The organism is Hymenobacter radiodurans (assembly GCF_004355185.1).
GTDB lineage: Bacteria > Bacteroidota > Bacteroidia > Cytophagales > Hymenobacteraceae > Hymenobacter > Hymenobacter radiodurans.
The window spans coordinates 325,480-338,857 of sequence record NZ_CP037922.1; the positions used below are offsets into that span (position 1 = coordinate 325,480).

At 53.9% G+C, this 13,378-nt stretch carries 15 protein-coding genes, 1 tRNA gene and 1 pseudogene; 9 read left to right on the plus strand and 8 right to left on the minus strand.

Going from position 1 to position 13,378, the window contains the following annotated elements:
- Positions 1 to 6: 6 nt before the first annotated feature.
- Together cdaA and folP are read right to left on the minus strand one after the other, a co-directional pair.
- Positions 7 to 846 (minus strand): diadenylate cyclase CdaA, encoded by an 840-nt coding sequence (cdaA, locus tag EPD59_RS02430; protein ID WP_133271400.1) that lies wholly within the window; start codon positions 844 to 846, stop codon positions 7 to 9.
- The gene (gene folP / locus EPD59_RS02435; RefSeq protein ID WP_240731585.1) at positions 843 to 1,730 is read right to left on the minus strand and encodes a dihydropteroate synthase; all 888 of its coding nucleotides are present in this window, start codon (positions 1,728 to 1,730) and stop codon (positions 843 to 845) included. Before folP ends, cdaA begins: the two co-directional genes overlap by 4 nt.
- Before the next feature lie 185 nt (positions 1,731 to 1,915).
- Here folP and EPD59_RS02440 point away from each other — a divergent pair, with 185 nt between their 5' ends.
- The 5 genes from EPD59_RS02440 (at position 1,916) to EPD59_RS02460 (ending at position 6,255) form a co-directional block, all read left to right on the plus strand.
- Positions 1,916 to 2,476, plus strand: coding sequence for a DUF1599 domain-containing protein (locus EPD59_RS02440; protein WP_133274573.1), 561 nt, complete (start codon positions 1,916 to 1,918; stop codon positions 2,474 to 2,476).
- A gap of 163 nt (positions 2,477 to 2,639) precedes the next feature.
- Entirely contained in the window at positions 2,640 to 3,746 is a 1,107-nt protein-coding gene (locus EPD59_RS02445; protein ID WP_133271401.1) for a BT_3928 family protein, read from the plus strand.
- A 64-nt stretch (positions 3,747 to 3,810) separates the two neighbouring features.
- On the plus strand, positions 3,811 to 4,869 hold the full coding sequence (locus tag EPD59_RS02450; RefSeq protein ID WP_133271402.1) for an ABC transporter permease: 1,059 nt from the start codon (positions 3,811 to 3,813) through the stop codon (positions 4,867 to 4,869).
- A 94-nt stretch (positions 4,870 to 4,963) separates the two neighbouring features.
- The gene (locus EPD59_RS02455) at positions 4,964 to 5,494 is read left to right on the plus strand and encodes a shikimate kinase (RefSeq protein ID WP_133271403.1); all 531 of its coding nucleotides are present in this window, start codon (positions 4,964 to 4,966) and stop codon (positions 5,492 to 5,494) included.
- An 83-nt stretch (positions 5,495 to 5,577) separates the two neighbouring features.
- On the plus strand, positions 5,578 to 6,255 hold the full coding sequence (locus EPD59_RS02460; protein WP_133271404.1) for a sterol desaturase family protein: 678 nt from the start codon (positions 5,578 to 5,580) through the stop codon (positions 6,253 to 6,255).
- A 75-nt stretch (positions 6,256 to 6,330) separates the two neighbouring features.
- Here the strand turns inward: EPD59_RS02460 and EPD59_RS21470 are convergent, their stop codons facing one another.
- Positions 6,331 to 6,501 (minus strand): hypothetical protein, encoded by a 171-nt coding sequence (locus EPD59_RS21470; protein ID WP_165963454.1) that lies wholly within the window; start codon positions 6,499 to 6,501, stop codon positions 6,331 to 6,333.
- Positions 6,502 to 7,052: 551 nt separating this feature from the next.
- On the opposite strand from EPD59_RS21470, the gene EPD59_RS02465 reads away from it, so the two are divergent.
- Positions 7,053 to 7,232, plus strand: a complete 180-nt coding sequence (locus EPD59_RS02465) for a hypothetical protein (protein WP_133271405.1) — start codon at positions 7,053 to 7,055, stop codon at positions 7,230 to 7,232.
- Between the two features lie 115 nt (positions 7,233 to 7,347).
- Here the strand turns inward: EPD59_RS02465 and EPD59_RS02470 are convergent.
- From EPD59_RS02470 to pheS, 4 genes are all read right to left on the minus strand, one after another.
- A tRNA-Asn gene (locus tag EPD59_RS02470) sits at positions 7,348 to 7,424 on the minus strand.
- A gap of 109 nt (positions 7,425 to 7,533) precedes the next feature.
- Positions 7,534 to 7,971, minus strand: a complete 438-nt coding sequence (locus EPD59_RS02475; RefSeq protein WP_240731586.1) for a hypothetical protein — start codon at positions 7,969 to 7,971, stop codon at positions 7,534 to 7,536.
- On the minus strand, positions 7,955 to 8,854 hold the full coding sequence (locus tag EPD59_RS02480) for a 3-hydroxyacyl-CoA dehydrogenase NAD-binding domain-containing protein (protein WP_133271406.1): 900 nt from the start codon (positions 8,852 to 8,854) through the stop codon (positions 7,955 to 7,957). The genes EPD59_RS02475 and EPD59_RS02480 overlap by 17 nt, the downstream gene beginning before the upstream one ends.
- A gap of 63 nt (positions 8,855 to 8,917) precedes the next feature.
- Entirely contained in the window at positions 8,918 to 9,964 is a 1,047-nt protein-coding gene (gene pheS / locus EPD59_RS02485; protein WP_133271407.1) for a phenylalanine--tRNA ligase subunit alpha, read from the minus strand.
- 204 nt (positions 9,965 to 10,168) lie between these two features.
- On the opposite strand from pheS, the gene EPD59_RS02490 reads away from it, so the two are divergent.
- The 3 genes from EPD59_RS02490 (at position 10,169) to EPD59_RS02500 (ending at position 12,004) form a co-directional block, all read left to right on the plus strand.
- Positions 10,169 to 10,738 (plus strand): hypothetical protein, encoded by a 570-nt coding sequence (locus EPD59_RS02490; protein ID WP_133271408.1) that lies wholly within the window; start codon positions 10,169 to 10,171, stop codon positions 10,736 to 10,738.
- Between the two features lie 298 nt (positions 10,739 to 11,036).
- A complete protein-coding gene (locus tag EPD59_RS02495) occupies positions 11,037 to 11,408 on the plus strand; it encodes a hypothetical protein (protein WP_133271409.1) in 372 nt (123 codons plus the stop codon).
- 131 nt (positions 11,409 to 11,539) lie between these two features.
- Entirely contained in the window at positions 11,540 to 12,004 is a 465-nt protein-coding gene (locus EPD59_RS02500; RefSeq protein WP_133271410.1) for a hypothetical protein, read from the plus strand.
- A gap of 94 nt (positions 12,005 to 12,098) precedes the next feature.
- Here the strand turns inward: EPD59_RS02500 and EPD59_RS02505 are convergent.
- A pseudogene (locus EPD59_RS02505) lies at positions 12,099 to 13,366 on the minus strand (M16 family metallopeptidase).
- Between the last annotated feature and the right edge of the window lie 12 nt (positions 13,367 to 13,378).

Consider the following 13,378-nt stretch of genomic DNA (forward strand, 5'->3'; position numbering starts at 1 on the left):
CCTTAGTTAAGCCGCGACTTCCGTAGCTGCTGACGCTGGGGAGGTGGGAGTTTTGGCGGCCAAATCGAACAGCATCTCGTTTAGCTTGGCGCGCAAATCAGAGGAAGATAGATTGCGAAATACCTCTCCGGCGCGCACCAGCGAGATTTGACCGGTTTCTTCACTCACTACCAGCACTACACTATCGGTAACTTCCGTGAGTCCGATGGCGGCGCGGTGCCGCAAGCCTAGCGAAGCCGGCACGTCGGGGTTTTCGCTGACGGGCAGAATACAGCGCGCTGCCTTGATGCGGTTGTTGGCAATAATAACGGCGCCATCGTGCAGTGGGCTGGTTTTATTGAAGATGCTCATCAGCAGGCGCTTACTAACGGCAGCGTCAATCAGGTCACCCGAATCGGCGTAGAATTTTAGCTCCGAAGTCATGGTAAAAGCAATGAGGGCACCAGTGTTTTTACCCGCCAGGCTTTTGGCCGCTTCTACAAACGGTACAATGCTCATGCGCTCAGTAACTTGTTCGCGGCGCCACGGAAATACACGTACTCTATCGAAGGCCGTTGCCTTGCCAATGGTGAGCAAAAAGCGCCGGATCTCCTGTTGAAACAGGATAATGCCCGCCAGCACACCCACGCTCATAAACTGACCTAAAATACTGGTCAGAAGCTCCATGCCGGCGGCTTTCACCACCAGATAAAGTAGGTAAATGGACATGAAGCCCAAAAAAACCTTCAGCGCCACGCTCCCCGTTAGCAGCTTGTACAGCTGATAAAACAATACCGTGACCAGTAAGACGTCAATCACGTCTATCCAGCCTATGCGCAGGAAGCCGACGGAGAAGGAGCCGATCACGAGGAGGAGGGAATGAGGGTTTGTTGCACGAGCCGCACAGTGTGCACGGCTTCCGCTACATCATGTACGCGCAACAATCGCGCACCGTTGAGCAAAGCGACGGTATTTACGGCAATTGTACCGGTGAGCGCAGCGTCGGGAGTGAGGCCTAGAGGCTTGTATACCATTGACTTGCGCGAAAGACCGGCCAGTACCGGCAAACCCAGCAGCGCCAGTTCGGGTAGGCGACGCAGTAACTCATGGCTTTGAGCCGGTGTTTTGGCGAACCCGAAGCCAGGATCGAGAACAACATCCGTTACGCCAGCGGCATACAGAAGGGCCAGCTTATCGCGGAAGTAACGCACGAGATCTGTTACGATATCGTCTTCGTAGTGCGTTTGCTGGGCCATATTCTGAGGCGTGCCGCGCATGTGCATGAGCACGTACGGTACCCCAAGCCGACCCGCCGTAGCAAACATATCGGCATCAAGCGTGCCGCCGCTCACATCGTTGATAATATCGGTGCCGATGGCTACTGCTTCAGCGGCTACATCAGCCCGGAAAGTATCGACGGATAAGATTGCTTCAGGAAAAGCCCCCCGCACGGTCTCCAAGGCGGGCAGCACGCGAGCTTTTTCCTCTTCGGCCGAGATATCCTCAGCGCCCGGCCTAGTGGAATAGCCACCCAAATCGAGAACAGCCGCGCCCGCCTGCAGCATCGCGTCGGCCCGCCGCAGTAGGTCGTCGGTGGTGGCGATGCGGTTGCCGGCGTAGAAGGAATCGGGGGTCAGATTCAGAATGCCCATGACCTGCGGCTGGCGCAGATCCAATACCCGTCCGTCGCGGCAGCACAGGGTTTGCCTCGGGGAAAAACACGTATCTTTCGCGGCGGTCTGGAGCATCATAATCTAGGGTCTGAGCGCTTAGGGACTTGGTTTTAGGCAAAAAGCTGCATGGTTCGGGCTTCTTTCAGCAGAAGTCAAAGCGAAACAAGCTTGCGCCACAATTGGCCCTAGTTCTCACCGCCAGCCTACCTTCCAGGTGCCCACGTATCCACGATCCGAAGTTCCTTAAATCTATAGTGAAAATCTTGCAAACCCAAACCCAGCAGGAGTACGATCAGGTGATAGAGCAGTGCCGGGCGCTGTTTCTGGCCAAAACCCACGATTATGGCACGGCTTGGCGCATTCTGCGCTTGCCCTCCGTTACGGATCAGCTGTATATCAAGGCCCAGCGCATTCGCTCCATTCAGGAAAAAGGCACCCAGTTAGTAGCCGATGGCGTGAACGAGGAGTTCGTTGCCATCATCAACTACTGCGTTATTGCCCTGATGCAGTTGCACTTGCCCGCCAACTCGCCCCACGATTTGCCCCCCACGGAAGTAGCCGCCGCCTACGACCGTGAGATACAAGCCAACCGGGATTTGCTTTTCGCCAAAAACCATGATTACGGTGAAGCCTGGCGGCAAATGCGCGTGCCCAGCATCACCGATATTATTCTAATGAAGCTGCACCGCACCAAGCAAATTGAAGACCTGGGGGGCAAAACGTACGTGTCGGAAGGCGTGGAGGCCAACTACCGCGATATGCTGAATTACGCCGTATTTGCCTTGATAAAGCTGGAAGGGGAGAAGGGTAAACCAAAGGCATAGAGCGCTAGGCAAAGCGGCGCCGAAGCATGACCGCCTGGTATTTTCAATCATAGTATCTGCTACTTCCCCGACCTTTTTGTTTGCGTATGGGGTTTTAAGCCCCAACTTAGTAGCCAACTCTTAGCCTCTTAGCGCCTTGAAGTCTGCCAGATCCATCCAATTAATGAAACTTATCACGCATATCTGCTGGGTGCTGCTCGGCGCGGTTTTTATTTTTTCGGGATTAATAAAGCTCAACGACCCAGTGGGTATGGGTCTCAAGCTGGAGGAATATTTTGAGGTATTTGCTGAAGATTTCGGCTCCTTCTTTCTGGTTTTCAAAGGCTTTGCCCGCACGATGGCTATTCTGCTCAGCTCGCTGGAGGTAGTGCTGGGCGTGTCGTTGCTGCTGCGTTGGCACCTGCGCAAAACGCTGCTCACGTTGCTGGTTCTGCTCGTGTTTTTCGGCTTCCTGACGTTCTATTCGGCCGCCTTCAACAAAGTAACCGACTGCGGCTGCTTTGGCGATTTTATTAAGCTCACGCCCTGGCAGTCATTCTCCAAAGACCTGTTTTTGCTAGGCTTATGGGCCGTGGTATTCTTCAATCAGCGCTTCCTGCGGCGGGTATTTGCTAAGGGCACGCTGGGGGTAATGTATATCACGGTGGCTTCGGCCGTGGCTATTGGTATTGGGGTGCGGGCTTTGGGGCACCTGCCATACTTCGATTTTCTGCCCTATAAAGTGGGCAACGATATCGGGGCCCTGATGAAACCGCAGGAGCAGGCGCGTTACAAGTATGTGCTGGAGCGCAATGGTCAAATGCAGGAGTTTGACCAATACCCAACCGACACAACGTGGAAGTACAAAAGCATGGAGGTGCAGAACCCCGAAGCTTCCCGGCCGATTATTACCGACTTCGCCATCTTCGATAGCGACGGCAAGGACCATACGCAGGAAATACTGAAGGGCAATAAGTTGTTGCTCATTGTGCAGAACACAGTAAAATCGGACCGCGACCGGTACAATCTGATAAATGCCCTGATTGCCAGCGCCAGTAAGTCGCCGAATAAGATTATGCCGCTAGTACTCACCAGCAGCAGCCCCGCCGACATCGATGCTTTCCGCCACGATGTTAATCTGTCGGCTCCCATTTACTACGCCGATGCTACCGTGCTCAAATCCATGATTCGCTCCGATCCGGGCATTATGGTGCTGCAAAACGGCGTCGTGAAGGGCAAATATCATTACCACGACATCCCCGATCAGGAAACCGTCGATCATCTTTTGTAGCGAAACTCTCCTTTAGGATGACTCGCGTGACAGTGATGACGAACTAAATTTTGCCCCCCAACCTATGTTTTCCTTTGTACTGCGCCGTCTAGGACAAGGTGTGCTGATACTGGCCGGCGTAGCGCTCACCGTATTTTTCCTGTTCGCGGTATTGCCCGGCGACCCGGTAGCGCTGCTGGCCGGCCAGCGCTCCGACGTAGCCACCCGCGCCGCTATTGCTGCTGATCTGGGCCTCGATAAGCCACTGCCTGCTCAACTGGTTGGTTACCTCAACGATGTGTCGCCCGTGGGCTTGCACCCGCGCGACTCTGCGGGCGTGGCCAAGTATGGTGGCACGGCCTTGCTGCCGCTGGGGGGCAAAAATGCGCTGGTGCTCAAAACGCCTTATCTGCGCCGCTCCTTTCAAAGCAACAAAGACGTGCTGAGCATCCTGCTCGATCATTTCACGGGCACGTTGTGGTTAGCCCTGGCCGCCATGCTGATTGCCGCCGTATTCGGTATTCTGTTTGGCGTAATAGCCGCCGTGCGTCCTCACTCCTGGCTCGATCGGGCGCTGATTACCACGTCTGTGCTGGGTATTTCGGTGCCTTCGTTTGTGGCCGGTATTCTTATTGCCATGACGTTTGGCTTTTACTGGAGCCATTGGACGGGCCTCAACCTAACTGGGCAGCTCTACGAAACCGATCCGTTTACGGGGCGCCACTTAGTGCTACGGAATCTGTTGCTACCGGCCTTTGCACTCGGCATCCGTCCTCTGGCCGTTATCACCCAACTTACGCGCTCTTCCATGCTTGATGTGTTGAGCCAGGATTATATTCGGACGGCGCGGGCAAAAGGCCTTTCCAGCTACCAGACTATCGTGGGCCATGCACTCAAAAATGCGCTCAATCCGGTTATTACGGCCGTGTCGGGGTGGCTGGCTTCGCTGATGGCGGGGGCCTTTTTTATCGAGTATATCTTCAACTGGAAAGGTTTGGGCACCGTGACGTTGCGAGCCGTCGAAAACCTGGATTTTCCGGTTGTCATGGGTGCTACCATCTTTATCGCCTTTCTCTTCGTTGTCATCAACATCGTGGTCGATGTGCTGTATGCTGTGCTTGACCCTCGCGTGCGTCTTTCCTAACGATTGTATTTAGGGCTATGGGGCAAAGCACCTATGCTCGTGATCCAATTGATAAGCAGAAGCGGGTGAATAGAATAAGAATCTGATAGGCAGTATGATAACCGATGATAGCCTTTACCTGATTGGAATGCCGGGAGCGGGCAAAACGACGCTTGGCCGAGCGTTGGCTGTGCGCCTGGAAATGCCTTTTCGTGACCTGGATGAGGAGATTATCGCCCATGAAAAGCGCAGTATTCCCGAAATATTTGCTGCTGAAGGACAGGATTACTTCCGGGAAGTAGAAGCAGCCGTGCTGCGGACATTGGTAGCCGAGCAGCCCCGCATGGTACTGGCTACGGGCGGCGGCACACCCTGCTTTCACCAGAATATGGATCTGCTGCTCGCCACGGGCACCCCGCTGTATTTGGCCGTGCCGGTGCCCGAATTGGTACAGCGGCTTCGTCGTAGCCTCAGTCGTCGGCCACTCCTGACGGATATTCCCGACGAAAAGGCACTAACAGTTCACATAAGTGAAACCTTAGCTCTTCGCCATCAGTTTTACGACCGCGCGCCATTGCGCTGCGAAGGGATCTGCACGGTGGAGGCGATGTGGCATTTGCTGCATTCGTATTACACCACTGGCTAGTCAGTTGGCCTCTTCGCCAGCCCATAGTGCGTTATTTGCGCTGTGGTTTGTACTTTTGCTCTGAATAAGAAGCTTATTTGTATATGAATACCGCTCCCTCTCCCACACCTGATTTACAACCCACCCCGGTAAAAACGCCCGGTGCCATTAAGCCCAAGCATAAAGGCTCAGCGCGGTTGTTTGAAAATCCGGTACTGGAAAGACTTACGCATACCCATATTGCCCTGCCTGTATCCATCTTCATGATTACGGCATTAGGCAGCCTCTATTACGGGCTTACGCATGGCTTGATTGCAGGCTTTTCGGCCTTTGGCTTGTTTCTGCTAGGCTGGTTTATGTTCACATTCGCGGAGTATGCAATGCACCGCTATCTGTATCATTTGCCGGCCACTACGCCCAAGCGCGCCAAGTTTCAGTACACCATGCACGGCGTACACCACGAGTTTCCCAAGGACAAGTCGCGCTTGGCAATGCCGCCTATTGTATCGGTTTTTGTTGCCTCGCTGCTTTTCTTCCTGTTTCGGTTTGTGTTCGGTAACGCTGCTTTCGGTATTCTATCGGGCTTTATCTTTGGCTATGCCCTCTACTTGTTTGTGCACTATGCTATTCACGCTTACGCTCCGCCCAAAAACTTTTTAAAAGTATGGTGGCATCACCACGCCCAGCATCATTATCGGCAGGATGAAATTGCTTTTGGAGTGAGCACCACTATCTGGGACCATATCATCGGCACTATGCCAGATCAGAAAACCAGTAAATAGGCTGCCAGTACCTTGCTCAATAAAAAAGCCCCCAGACGTTGGTTTGGGGGGCTTTTTTATTGAGCAAGGCGTATGCTAGCGTCGCATTTTCCGCACCAAGAACGCGATGAGCACCACCACGATAAACACACCGATCAGCGCGGTCCAGGCACCGGCCTGGAAAATGTCGCCTATCAGGTCGCAGCTGCTGAGCGAAAACGTGAGCAGTACGAGGAAGCCGAGGAAGAAAGGACGAAAGTTTTTCATAAGATATCAGACGGAGGAGAGGGAAAGCCAGCACAAGGCCGGACTGCCTGATGATACTGCCTTGGCTTCTAAAAGGTTGAGAAGGCCCACTAAACGTATGCCTGACGGCTATCAGAACACAGTGGCAACATCCTTGCGGTCTAGGGTGGGTTATCAGAATCCGAGGGGCGCGAATGCCTTGTCACTTATTATCTATCTGCCAGACAGATAGGATTCACCATCAATTTGCCTACTTTTCGTTTTCCTTCTACCTAAAATCTAATTATCGTGAAATTATCGTTCCTCTTTCTCAGCAGCTTCCTTTATCTGCTGCTACCCATCAGGGGAATAGCTCAAGCCGGAAAAACCACTCCTGGTACGTCGGTTCTGCAGAAAGCAACAACAGCTCCAGCGCCACCGGCCGCTCCCACCACATCGGAGGTTAAGCCCATAGAGCCCACCAATCTGACAGGGACAGTGGTTAATGAAGCTGGCAAGCCTCTGGCTGGGGTTACGGTGAGCTTAGTAGGAGCGCCGCAGGAGTCCAGCATTACCAACTCGGCGGGGGCTTTTTGCTACGCTCCACCCTGGCTTCGCCCGTGCTGCGCGTGAACTATGCCGGATACGAACAACAGGAAGTAGCCACGAAAGGAGCAACTCCGATGGCCATTCAGCTCAATAAACTACCGAACTACGAGCGGCAGCGCAAACAACAGAAAAAGGCGGCCGAAAAGGCGTATCGCAAGCCTTAGCAAAACGACACGGGCTCATACTGACGGACATTTCATCCGGCGTGCCTTAGAGTTGTAGTACTAAAAAAGAGAAAGGCCAGTAACAGACTGATGTATAGTCTATTACTGGCCTTCTTGGCGCTCCCTCCTGGGCTCGAACCAGGGACCCTCTGATTAACAGTCAGATGCTCTAACCGGCTGAGCTAAGGAAGCGGTTATGGCGACTTTATCAGTCGTTGCGGGTGCAATGTTAGGGCAAAGCTGTAAAAATCACAAATGCTTTCTGCTTTTTCTTTCAGCTGAATTTATTAATTCGTGATTGTCAGCAAATTACCAGATAGCGAAGTGGCGTACTGACGGAGCGGACGGGGGCGGGGCCACCACGTGGCTGGCCTTGCAGCGTAAATTGCGAGCCGCAGCAGTCGTCAATCAGAAATAAGCGGGAAGCATCAATAGTTACCGTGGAACACGCCGCATCGTAGGGGCGATAGGGGCAGTTGCGCTCAAAAGCCAGGTACGTGGTAGCATTTTGGCGCACGATGATAAGTCCTCGCACACCGCCGGGGATCTCTACTGAGCCGTTGTCGGTGCGCAGCTGCGGGTAGCGCTGGTCCAGAATGCTTATGCTCTCATTAAAGCTAACAAAAGGGATTAGTGGCTCGGCGCTGCTGGAGTCGCCACAACTTGCCAACCCGAGTGCACTGGTGAGTGCTAAGGCCATAAAGGCACGCTGGGGGGCTTTTTTAACGAGAGTAATCATAGAATCCCTTCCCCGTTTTACGGCCATGATGGCCTGCGTCTACTTTCTGCTGCTGAATGCGGCTGGGCCGAAACTTAGGATCGAAGTGAAACGCTTCAAACATTGCGCTGGTCACCGAGAAGTTGGTGTCGACGCCAATCAAGTCCATCAGCCGAAATGGGCCCATCCGAAAGCCGGTGGCTTCCAGCAACTCATCCACAACCTCAAACGACGCTACCTGTTCCTCGACTAGCTTCAGGCTCTCCACGTAGAAATGCCGGGCCACCCGATTCACGATAAAGCCCGGCGCATCGGCGGCGCGTACGGGCTGTTTACCAAGCTTTTCAGCCAGAGCCTGCACGGCATCGGCTACTGCTGGAGCCGTAGCTACACCGCTAATTACTTCAACCAGCGGCATAAGCGGCGCCGGATTGAAGAAGTGCATCCCCACAACACGCTCCGGGTGTGGAACTGCCGCCGCTAGCCGGGTTATCGGCAACGATGACGTGTTCGAAGCTAGAATGGTCTGGGGGGCATTTTGGGCCGCTAAGTTTTGGAAAAGCTCATGCTTCACCGTCAGCTTCTCCACCACTGCCTCTATAATCAAGTCGGCCTGTACGACGGCTAAGTCAGTGGTCGGACGGAGGCGGGTTAAGGCGGCTTCCCGTTCTGTGGGGGGCATTTTTCCCTTCTCCACCAGCTTACCCAAGCCCGCCGCAATAGCTGTTTCTGCCTTCGCCAGAATATTGGCGTTCAGGTCAAATAAGATGGTTGGGAAGCCGTGCTGCACGCAGAGTTGCGCGATGCCCAATCCCATTGTGCCCGCACCCACCACCGCTATTGTCTTGATCTGCTGCGGAACCGATTGCTCAGGAGCTATGGCGTTTTCAGAGGATATAGTCATAGCTAATCAAGCAAAAAAGGGAAAAGGCGGGCGTGTGACCTAGGTTAAAAGTGCAGCGGTTTATTAAGAGATAATTCCCTCAAACTGCCGCAGAAACCGCAAATCGTTTTCCGTGAACAAACGCAAATCCTTGATCTGATATTTCAGCATTGTAATGCGCTCAATGCCCATGCCCCAAGCGTAGCCAGAGTATACTTCGGGGTCGATGCCAGAGTGTTGAAGCACCGCCGGATCAACCATGCCGCAGCCACCAATTTCCACCCAACCTGAGCCTTTGCAGATGTTGCAGCCCGTGCCTTTGCAGATAAGACAAGTGATATCAATTTCAGCACTAGGCTCGGTGAAAGGGAAAAACGACGGCCGGAAGCGAATGTTGATATCCGCCCCGAACATCTCCTGCACGAAGTAATATACCGTCTGCTTCAGGTCGGCGAAGCTGACGCCTTCATCAATAAAAATGCCCTCCACCTGATGAAACATCATGTGGGCGCGGGCCGAAATAGCCTCATTACGATACACGCGGCCGGGCATAATGCTGCGAATAGGCGGCGCTTGCGACTCCATCACGCGTACCTGCACGGTGCTGGTGTGGGTGCGCAACAGGAAATCCTCCTTCGGCTCACCGGGGTTGCGGCGCACGAAAAACGTGTCCTGCATGTCGCGGGCCGGATGGTTTTCGGGGAAGTTCAGGGCTGTGAAGTTATGCCAATCATCCTCAATCTCGGGGCCTTCCGCTACATTAAAGCCAATGCGAGCGAAGATGCGCACCATTTCCTCGCGCACCAAGCTCAGCGGATGGCGCGTACCCAAGGCCTGTGGTATGGCCGGCAAGGTATAATCGAATTCAGGGTTCTGGGGGGCATTTTCGCGGGCTGCCTCCAGCTCCTGCTGCCGCTGCGTAAACCGATCGAGGGCAAGTTGCTTTAGCTGATTAAGCTCTTGGCCAACAGCACGGCGCTGATCCTGAGGTACGGTTTTGAGCTGATCGAACAGGTCGGCTAGCTGCCCCTTGCGGCCCGTAAAGGCCAGGCGAAACTGCTCTAATTGTTCGGGTGTGGAAAGGTCGTGGGCTTCAATGGCCGCCCGCAGCTGGGTGATAGTCTCCTGCATAGTATAGCAAAGGTACACGTCCGGTTCAAAATCCGATGGACCCTATTACAGCGCGTATCAAATTCGGGCTTTGCAGAAATTGGTACGATTGCTGCAAAAAGCTAGACAGAAACGGGGTAAGACTAAACGTGGGGCGCCACCCGTTTGTCTTCCGACGGTGACCAGAGGTACTGGTCCGATACTCATCGCCAACTCACCCTTCCTATGAAATCCATTTTGTTATCTGCTTTGGCGCTGGTCGCCATCTTCCATACTTCCGCTCAAGCGCAAACCAAGAATAGCACCCAGTCAACGACCAACGAGTGGTTTGAGCCAGCCGCTCCGGCTGCTCCAGCCTCTGCTGACGACGATGTTTGGGGCAGCGCCCCAACAACGACTACAGCCGCTCCAGCTGCCGCTTCTGAAGAAGAAACCGGCTACCGCACTGGCTGGATGAGTGCCCCTGGCATTAGTCTGAGCACCCACCAGAAGCCTACCACCGATTATTGGGGTAAGCCGTTGAAAAAGCAGACCAAGGCTGCTAAAAAAGCCGCCGCTACCGTTGCCGCCGCTGGCACAGAAACGGAAGCCGCTGCCGAAACTGATCCTATGATGCGGTCTTCTGGCGTGATGGTAGCGCCGGGCATGAGCAGCTCGCCATACCGTGGCGTGAGCACCGATTACTGGGGCCGTCCGTTGAAGCGCAAAATTCGTCGCTCTTCATCCTCATCCCTGGCTGCACAGCCTGCCACGGCTCCCGCTAACGCTGACGACGATACGCCAGCTTCCTGGTAATTAGCCATCAGTTGAGTAATTGTCTAGAGTACGTAAATACGATTTTCAGCCTCATCTATCCGTGCTGCCAAAATGCACGTATACGGCAAGAGTACCATCACTCATTAGTTTATTGTGATGATACAAAGGGTTTAACTGGCGTTGTCTTTGCTTTTCCGAAGACTCAGCCAATGTAAAATTGTCCCCACAGAACACACTATATGTATTCGATGTGGGGTGAAACTCAGAGTAACGGGGTAACGGCGATAGGCTGTTGCCCCTTTGCTTTGCTTATACAGCCACCTCTACCCCTTACCCCATGAAAATCAGTTTACTTGCCGTCGTGGCTCTCGTGTTTCTGTTTGTGGCGGAGCCCGCGCAGGCTCAAACAAAGAAAACCACCACGACCACCAAAAAAACCACCAACGGCTACCACCGCACCAGCAATGTGCGTGCGAAACCCCGCGCCGGTGCCTACTCCCGCTACGACCGCTCCGGACGGCGCAATGAGGAGACTACAAAATTGGCCCCCGGTATGCGCCTGAACATGCCCAGCCCACCTACTACCGACTATATGGGCCGCCCGTTGAAAAAGCCTGTTGCGAAGACCACCTCTAGTTCTTCAACGCTTTCTTCGGAAAAAGCACCCGCGAAAAAAACGACGACAGTTACCACGAAAAAGAAGCAGTAACCGCTTGGTTTTCAAAGCTAAAGTTGAAGGTGCCTGAATAGTTTTTTGAATAATCGATTACTATTCAGGCACTTTTGTACGAGAAATCGTATTAGGGGCGTTACAACCTGTAACAGCTAACCTACCTTACTATGCTTCGACTTGCTTTTTCAGCCTTACTCTTGACCGCCTTCGTGGGTGGAACCAAAGCGTTGGCCCAACAGCAGCCCGCACCGGCTGCTCCTAAAGCTGCACAGCCCACATCTGAAGCCGCGCAGCCCGCGACGCAGCCAGCAGCCCAACCTGCTGCTAAAACTGATGCGCCCCCATCTACTTGGATTGCAGCAGCGGCTTACGCAGATGATGCTGAGAGCGACCCAATATCGCGTAGTGGTGGTCAGCAGGTAGCGCCCGGTTTCACGGCAGCTCCTACGCACCGTGTAACCACTGACTACATGGGGCGTCCGTTAAATAGGACTGCTCCTGCTAAGCGTACACGTCGTGTAGAAGCTCAACCTGCTCCGGCCGCCGCACCAGCTACCAACACGATGGGCAACCAAACGGCTCCCGTACAGCCAGCTCCGGCCAAGCCAGCTCCCGCTGGAAGTGACTGGTAAGAGCTAGCAACGACTTGCAAAAAAGCCCCCAACAACTTGTGTTGGGGGGCTTTTTTGTGTGAAATAATTTTGATCAAGCACTTATTAGTTGGCTCTATTCAGCAACCACTAGTTCCTCAACTGCTTTAGGCTGGGCCCGATAATACAAGGTGCTGCTGTTTTCGGGCCGCAGAATTTCTTGAGCGGCTGCCAGCACGTGCTCGGGCGTAACGGCCTGAATACGGGCGCTTTCCTCGTTTACCAAGTTGGCATCACCCATAAGCTTACTGTAAGCCAAGTTCATCGCGCGGTTGAGAAGCTCAATTTCGCTGAATACAATGCTGGCTTCAGCCTGATTCTTAACTTTTTCCAGCTCCTCAGCGGTTACGGGCGTAGCGCGCAACTCGGCTACTACGGTTTCTACGGCGGCATCTGCCTCTTCTAGGCTTACGCCGGTGTTGAGCTTGCCGCTGATAACAAGCAGACCAGGCTCCAAGGATCCCGTGCAGGAAGCGGAAATGCCGTTGAATAATTGCTGATCCTTCACAAGCCGCTGATAAAGGCGCGATGATTTGCCCCGGCCCAATACGTCCGAAAGCAGATCAGCAGCGGTGTAGGCCTCATCGGCGCGACCGGGCATGTGGTACACTTTGTAGAATGCACTTACAGGCACATCGGCCGTGATTTCAAGAAAGCGGGCTTCTGTTTGTCGGGGCTCAACGGGCAGCTGACGCTCGTAGCGCGGACCACCGGGAATAGGGCCAAACCACTTTTCAGCCAGACGCTGGGCTTCGGTCAACGATACGGCGCCCGCAACTACCAGAATAGCGTTTTGGGGGGCATAATGCTTGGCAAAAAAGTTTCGGACATCATCCATCACCGCATTCTCGATGTGGCTGATTTCCTTGCCGATAGTCGACCAGTTGTAGGGGTGGTGCTGATAAGCCAGTGGCCGCAAGCGCATCCACACGTCGCCGTAGGGCTGATTCAGATAGTTCTGCTTGAACTCCTCCACTACCACTTTGCGCTGCACTTCCAGGCCATTATCAGAGAAGGCCAGCCCGAGCATCCGGTCCGATTCGAGCCAGAAGCCGGTTTCGATATTGGCAGCGGGCAACGTGAGGTAATAATTAGTAATGTCGGGGGAGGTAAAGGCGTTGTTTTCGCCCCCACGCGCTGCAATGGCTCATCGTAGCTCGGAATATTCACCGACCCCGAGAACATCAGGTGTTCAAACAAGTGGGCAAAACCAGTATGACTCGGGTCTTCATCGCGCGAGCCTACATTATAGAGCACGTTCAGCACGGCCATCGGCGTAGAATGGTCTTCGTGTACGATGCAACGCAGGCCGTTGGCGAGGGTAAATTCTTGGAAGTGTATCATCAAAACCTAAGG

Excerpts from the sequence above, each read along its gene's own strand:
- folP (WP_240731585.1), bottom strand. The coding sequence starts at position 1,730 with ATGATGCTCCAGACCGCCGCGAAAGATACGTGTTTTTCCCCGAGGCAA.
- EPD59_RS02445 (WP_133271401.1), top strand. The coding sequence starts at position 2,640 with ATGAAACTTATCACGCATATCTGCTGGGTGCTGCTCGGCGCGGTTTTT.
- EPD59_RS02450 (WP_133271402.1), top strand. The coding sequence starts at position 3,811 with ATGTTTTCCTTTGTACTGCGCCGTCTAGGACAAGGTGTGCTGATACTG.
- EPD59_RS02455 (WP_133271403.1), top strand. The coding sequence starts at position 4,964 with ATGATAACCGATGATAGCCTTTACCTGATTGGAATGCCGGGAGCGGGC.
- EPD59_RS02460 (WP_133271404.1), top strand. The coding sequence starts at position 5,578 with ATGAATACCGCTCCCTCTCCCACACCTGATTTACAACCCACCCCGGTA.
- EPD59_RS21470 (WP_165963454.1), bottom strand. The coding sequence starts at position 6,501 with ATGAAAAACTTTCGTCCTTTCTTCCTCGGCTTCCTCGTACTGCTCACG.
- EPD59_RS02475 (WP_240731586.1), bottom strand. The coding sequence starts at position 7,971 with ATGATTACTCTCGTTAAAAAAGCCCCCCAGCGTGCCTTTATGGCCTTA.
- EPD59_RS02480 (WP_133271406.1), bottom strand. The coding sequence starts at position 8,854 with ATGACTATATCCTCTGAAAACGCCATAGCTCCTGAGCAATCGGTTCCG.
- pheS (WP_133271407.1), bottom strand. The coding sequence starts at position 9,964 with ATGCAGGAGACTATCACCCAGCTGCGGGCGGCCATTGAAGCCCACGAC.
- EPD59_RS02490 (WP_133271408.1), top strand. The coding sequence starts at position 10,169 with ATGAAATCCATTTTGTTATCTGCTTTGGCGCTGGTCGCCATCTTCCAT.
- EPD59_RS02495 (WP_133271409.1), top strand. The coding sequence starts at position 11,037 with ATGAAAATCAGTTTACTTGCCGTCGTGGCTCTCGTGTTTCTGTTTGTG.
- EPD59_RS02500 (WP_133271410.1), top strand. The coding sequence starts at position 11,540 with ATGCTTCGACTTGCTTTTTCAGCCTTACTCTTGACCGCCTTCGTGGGT.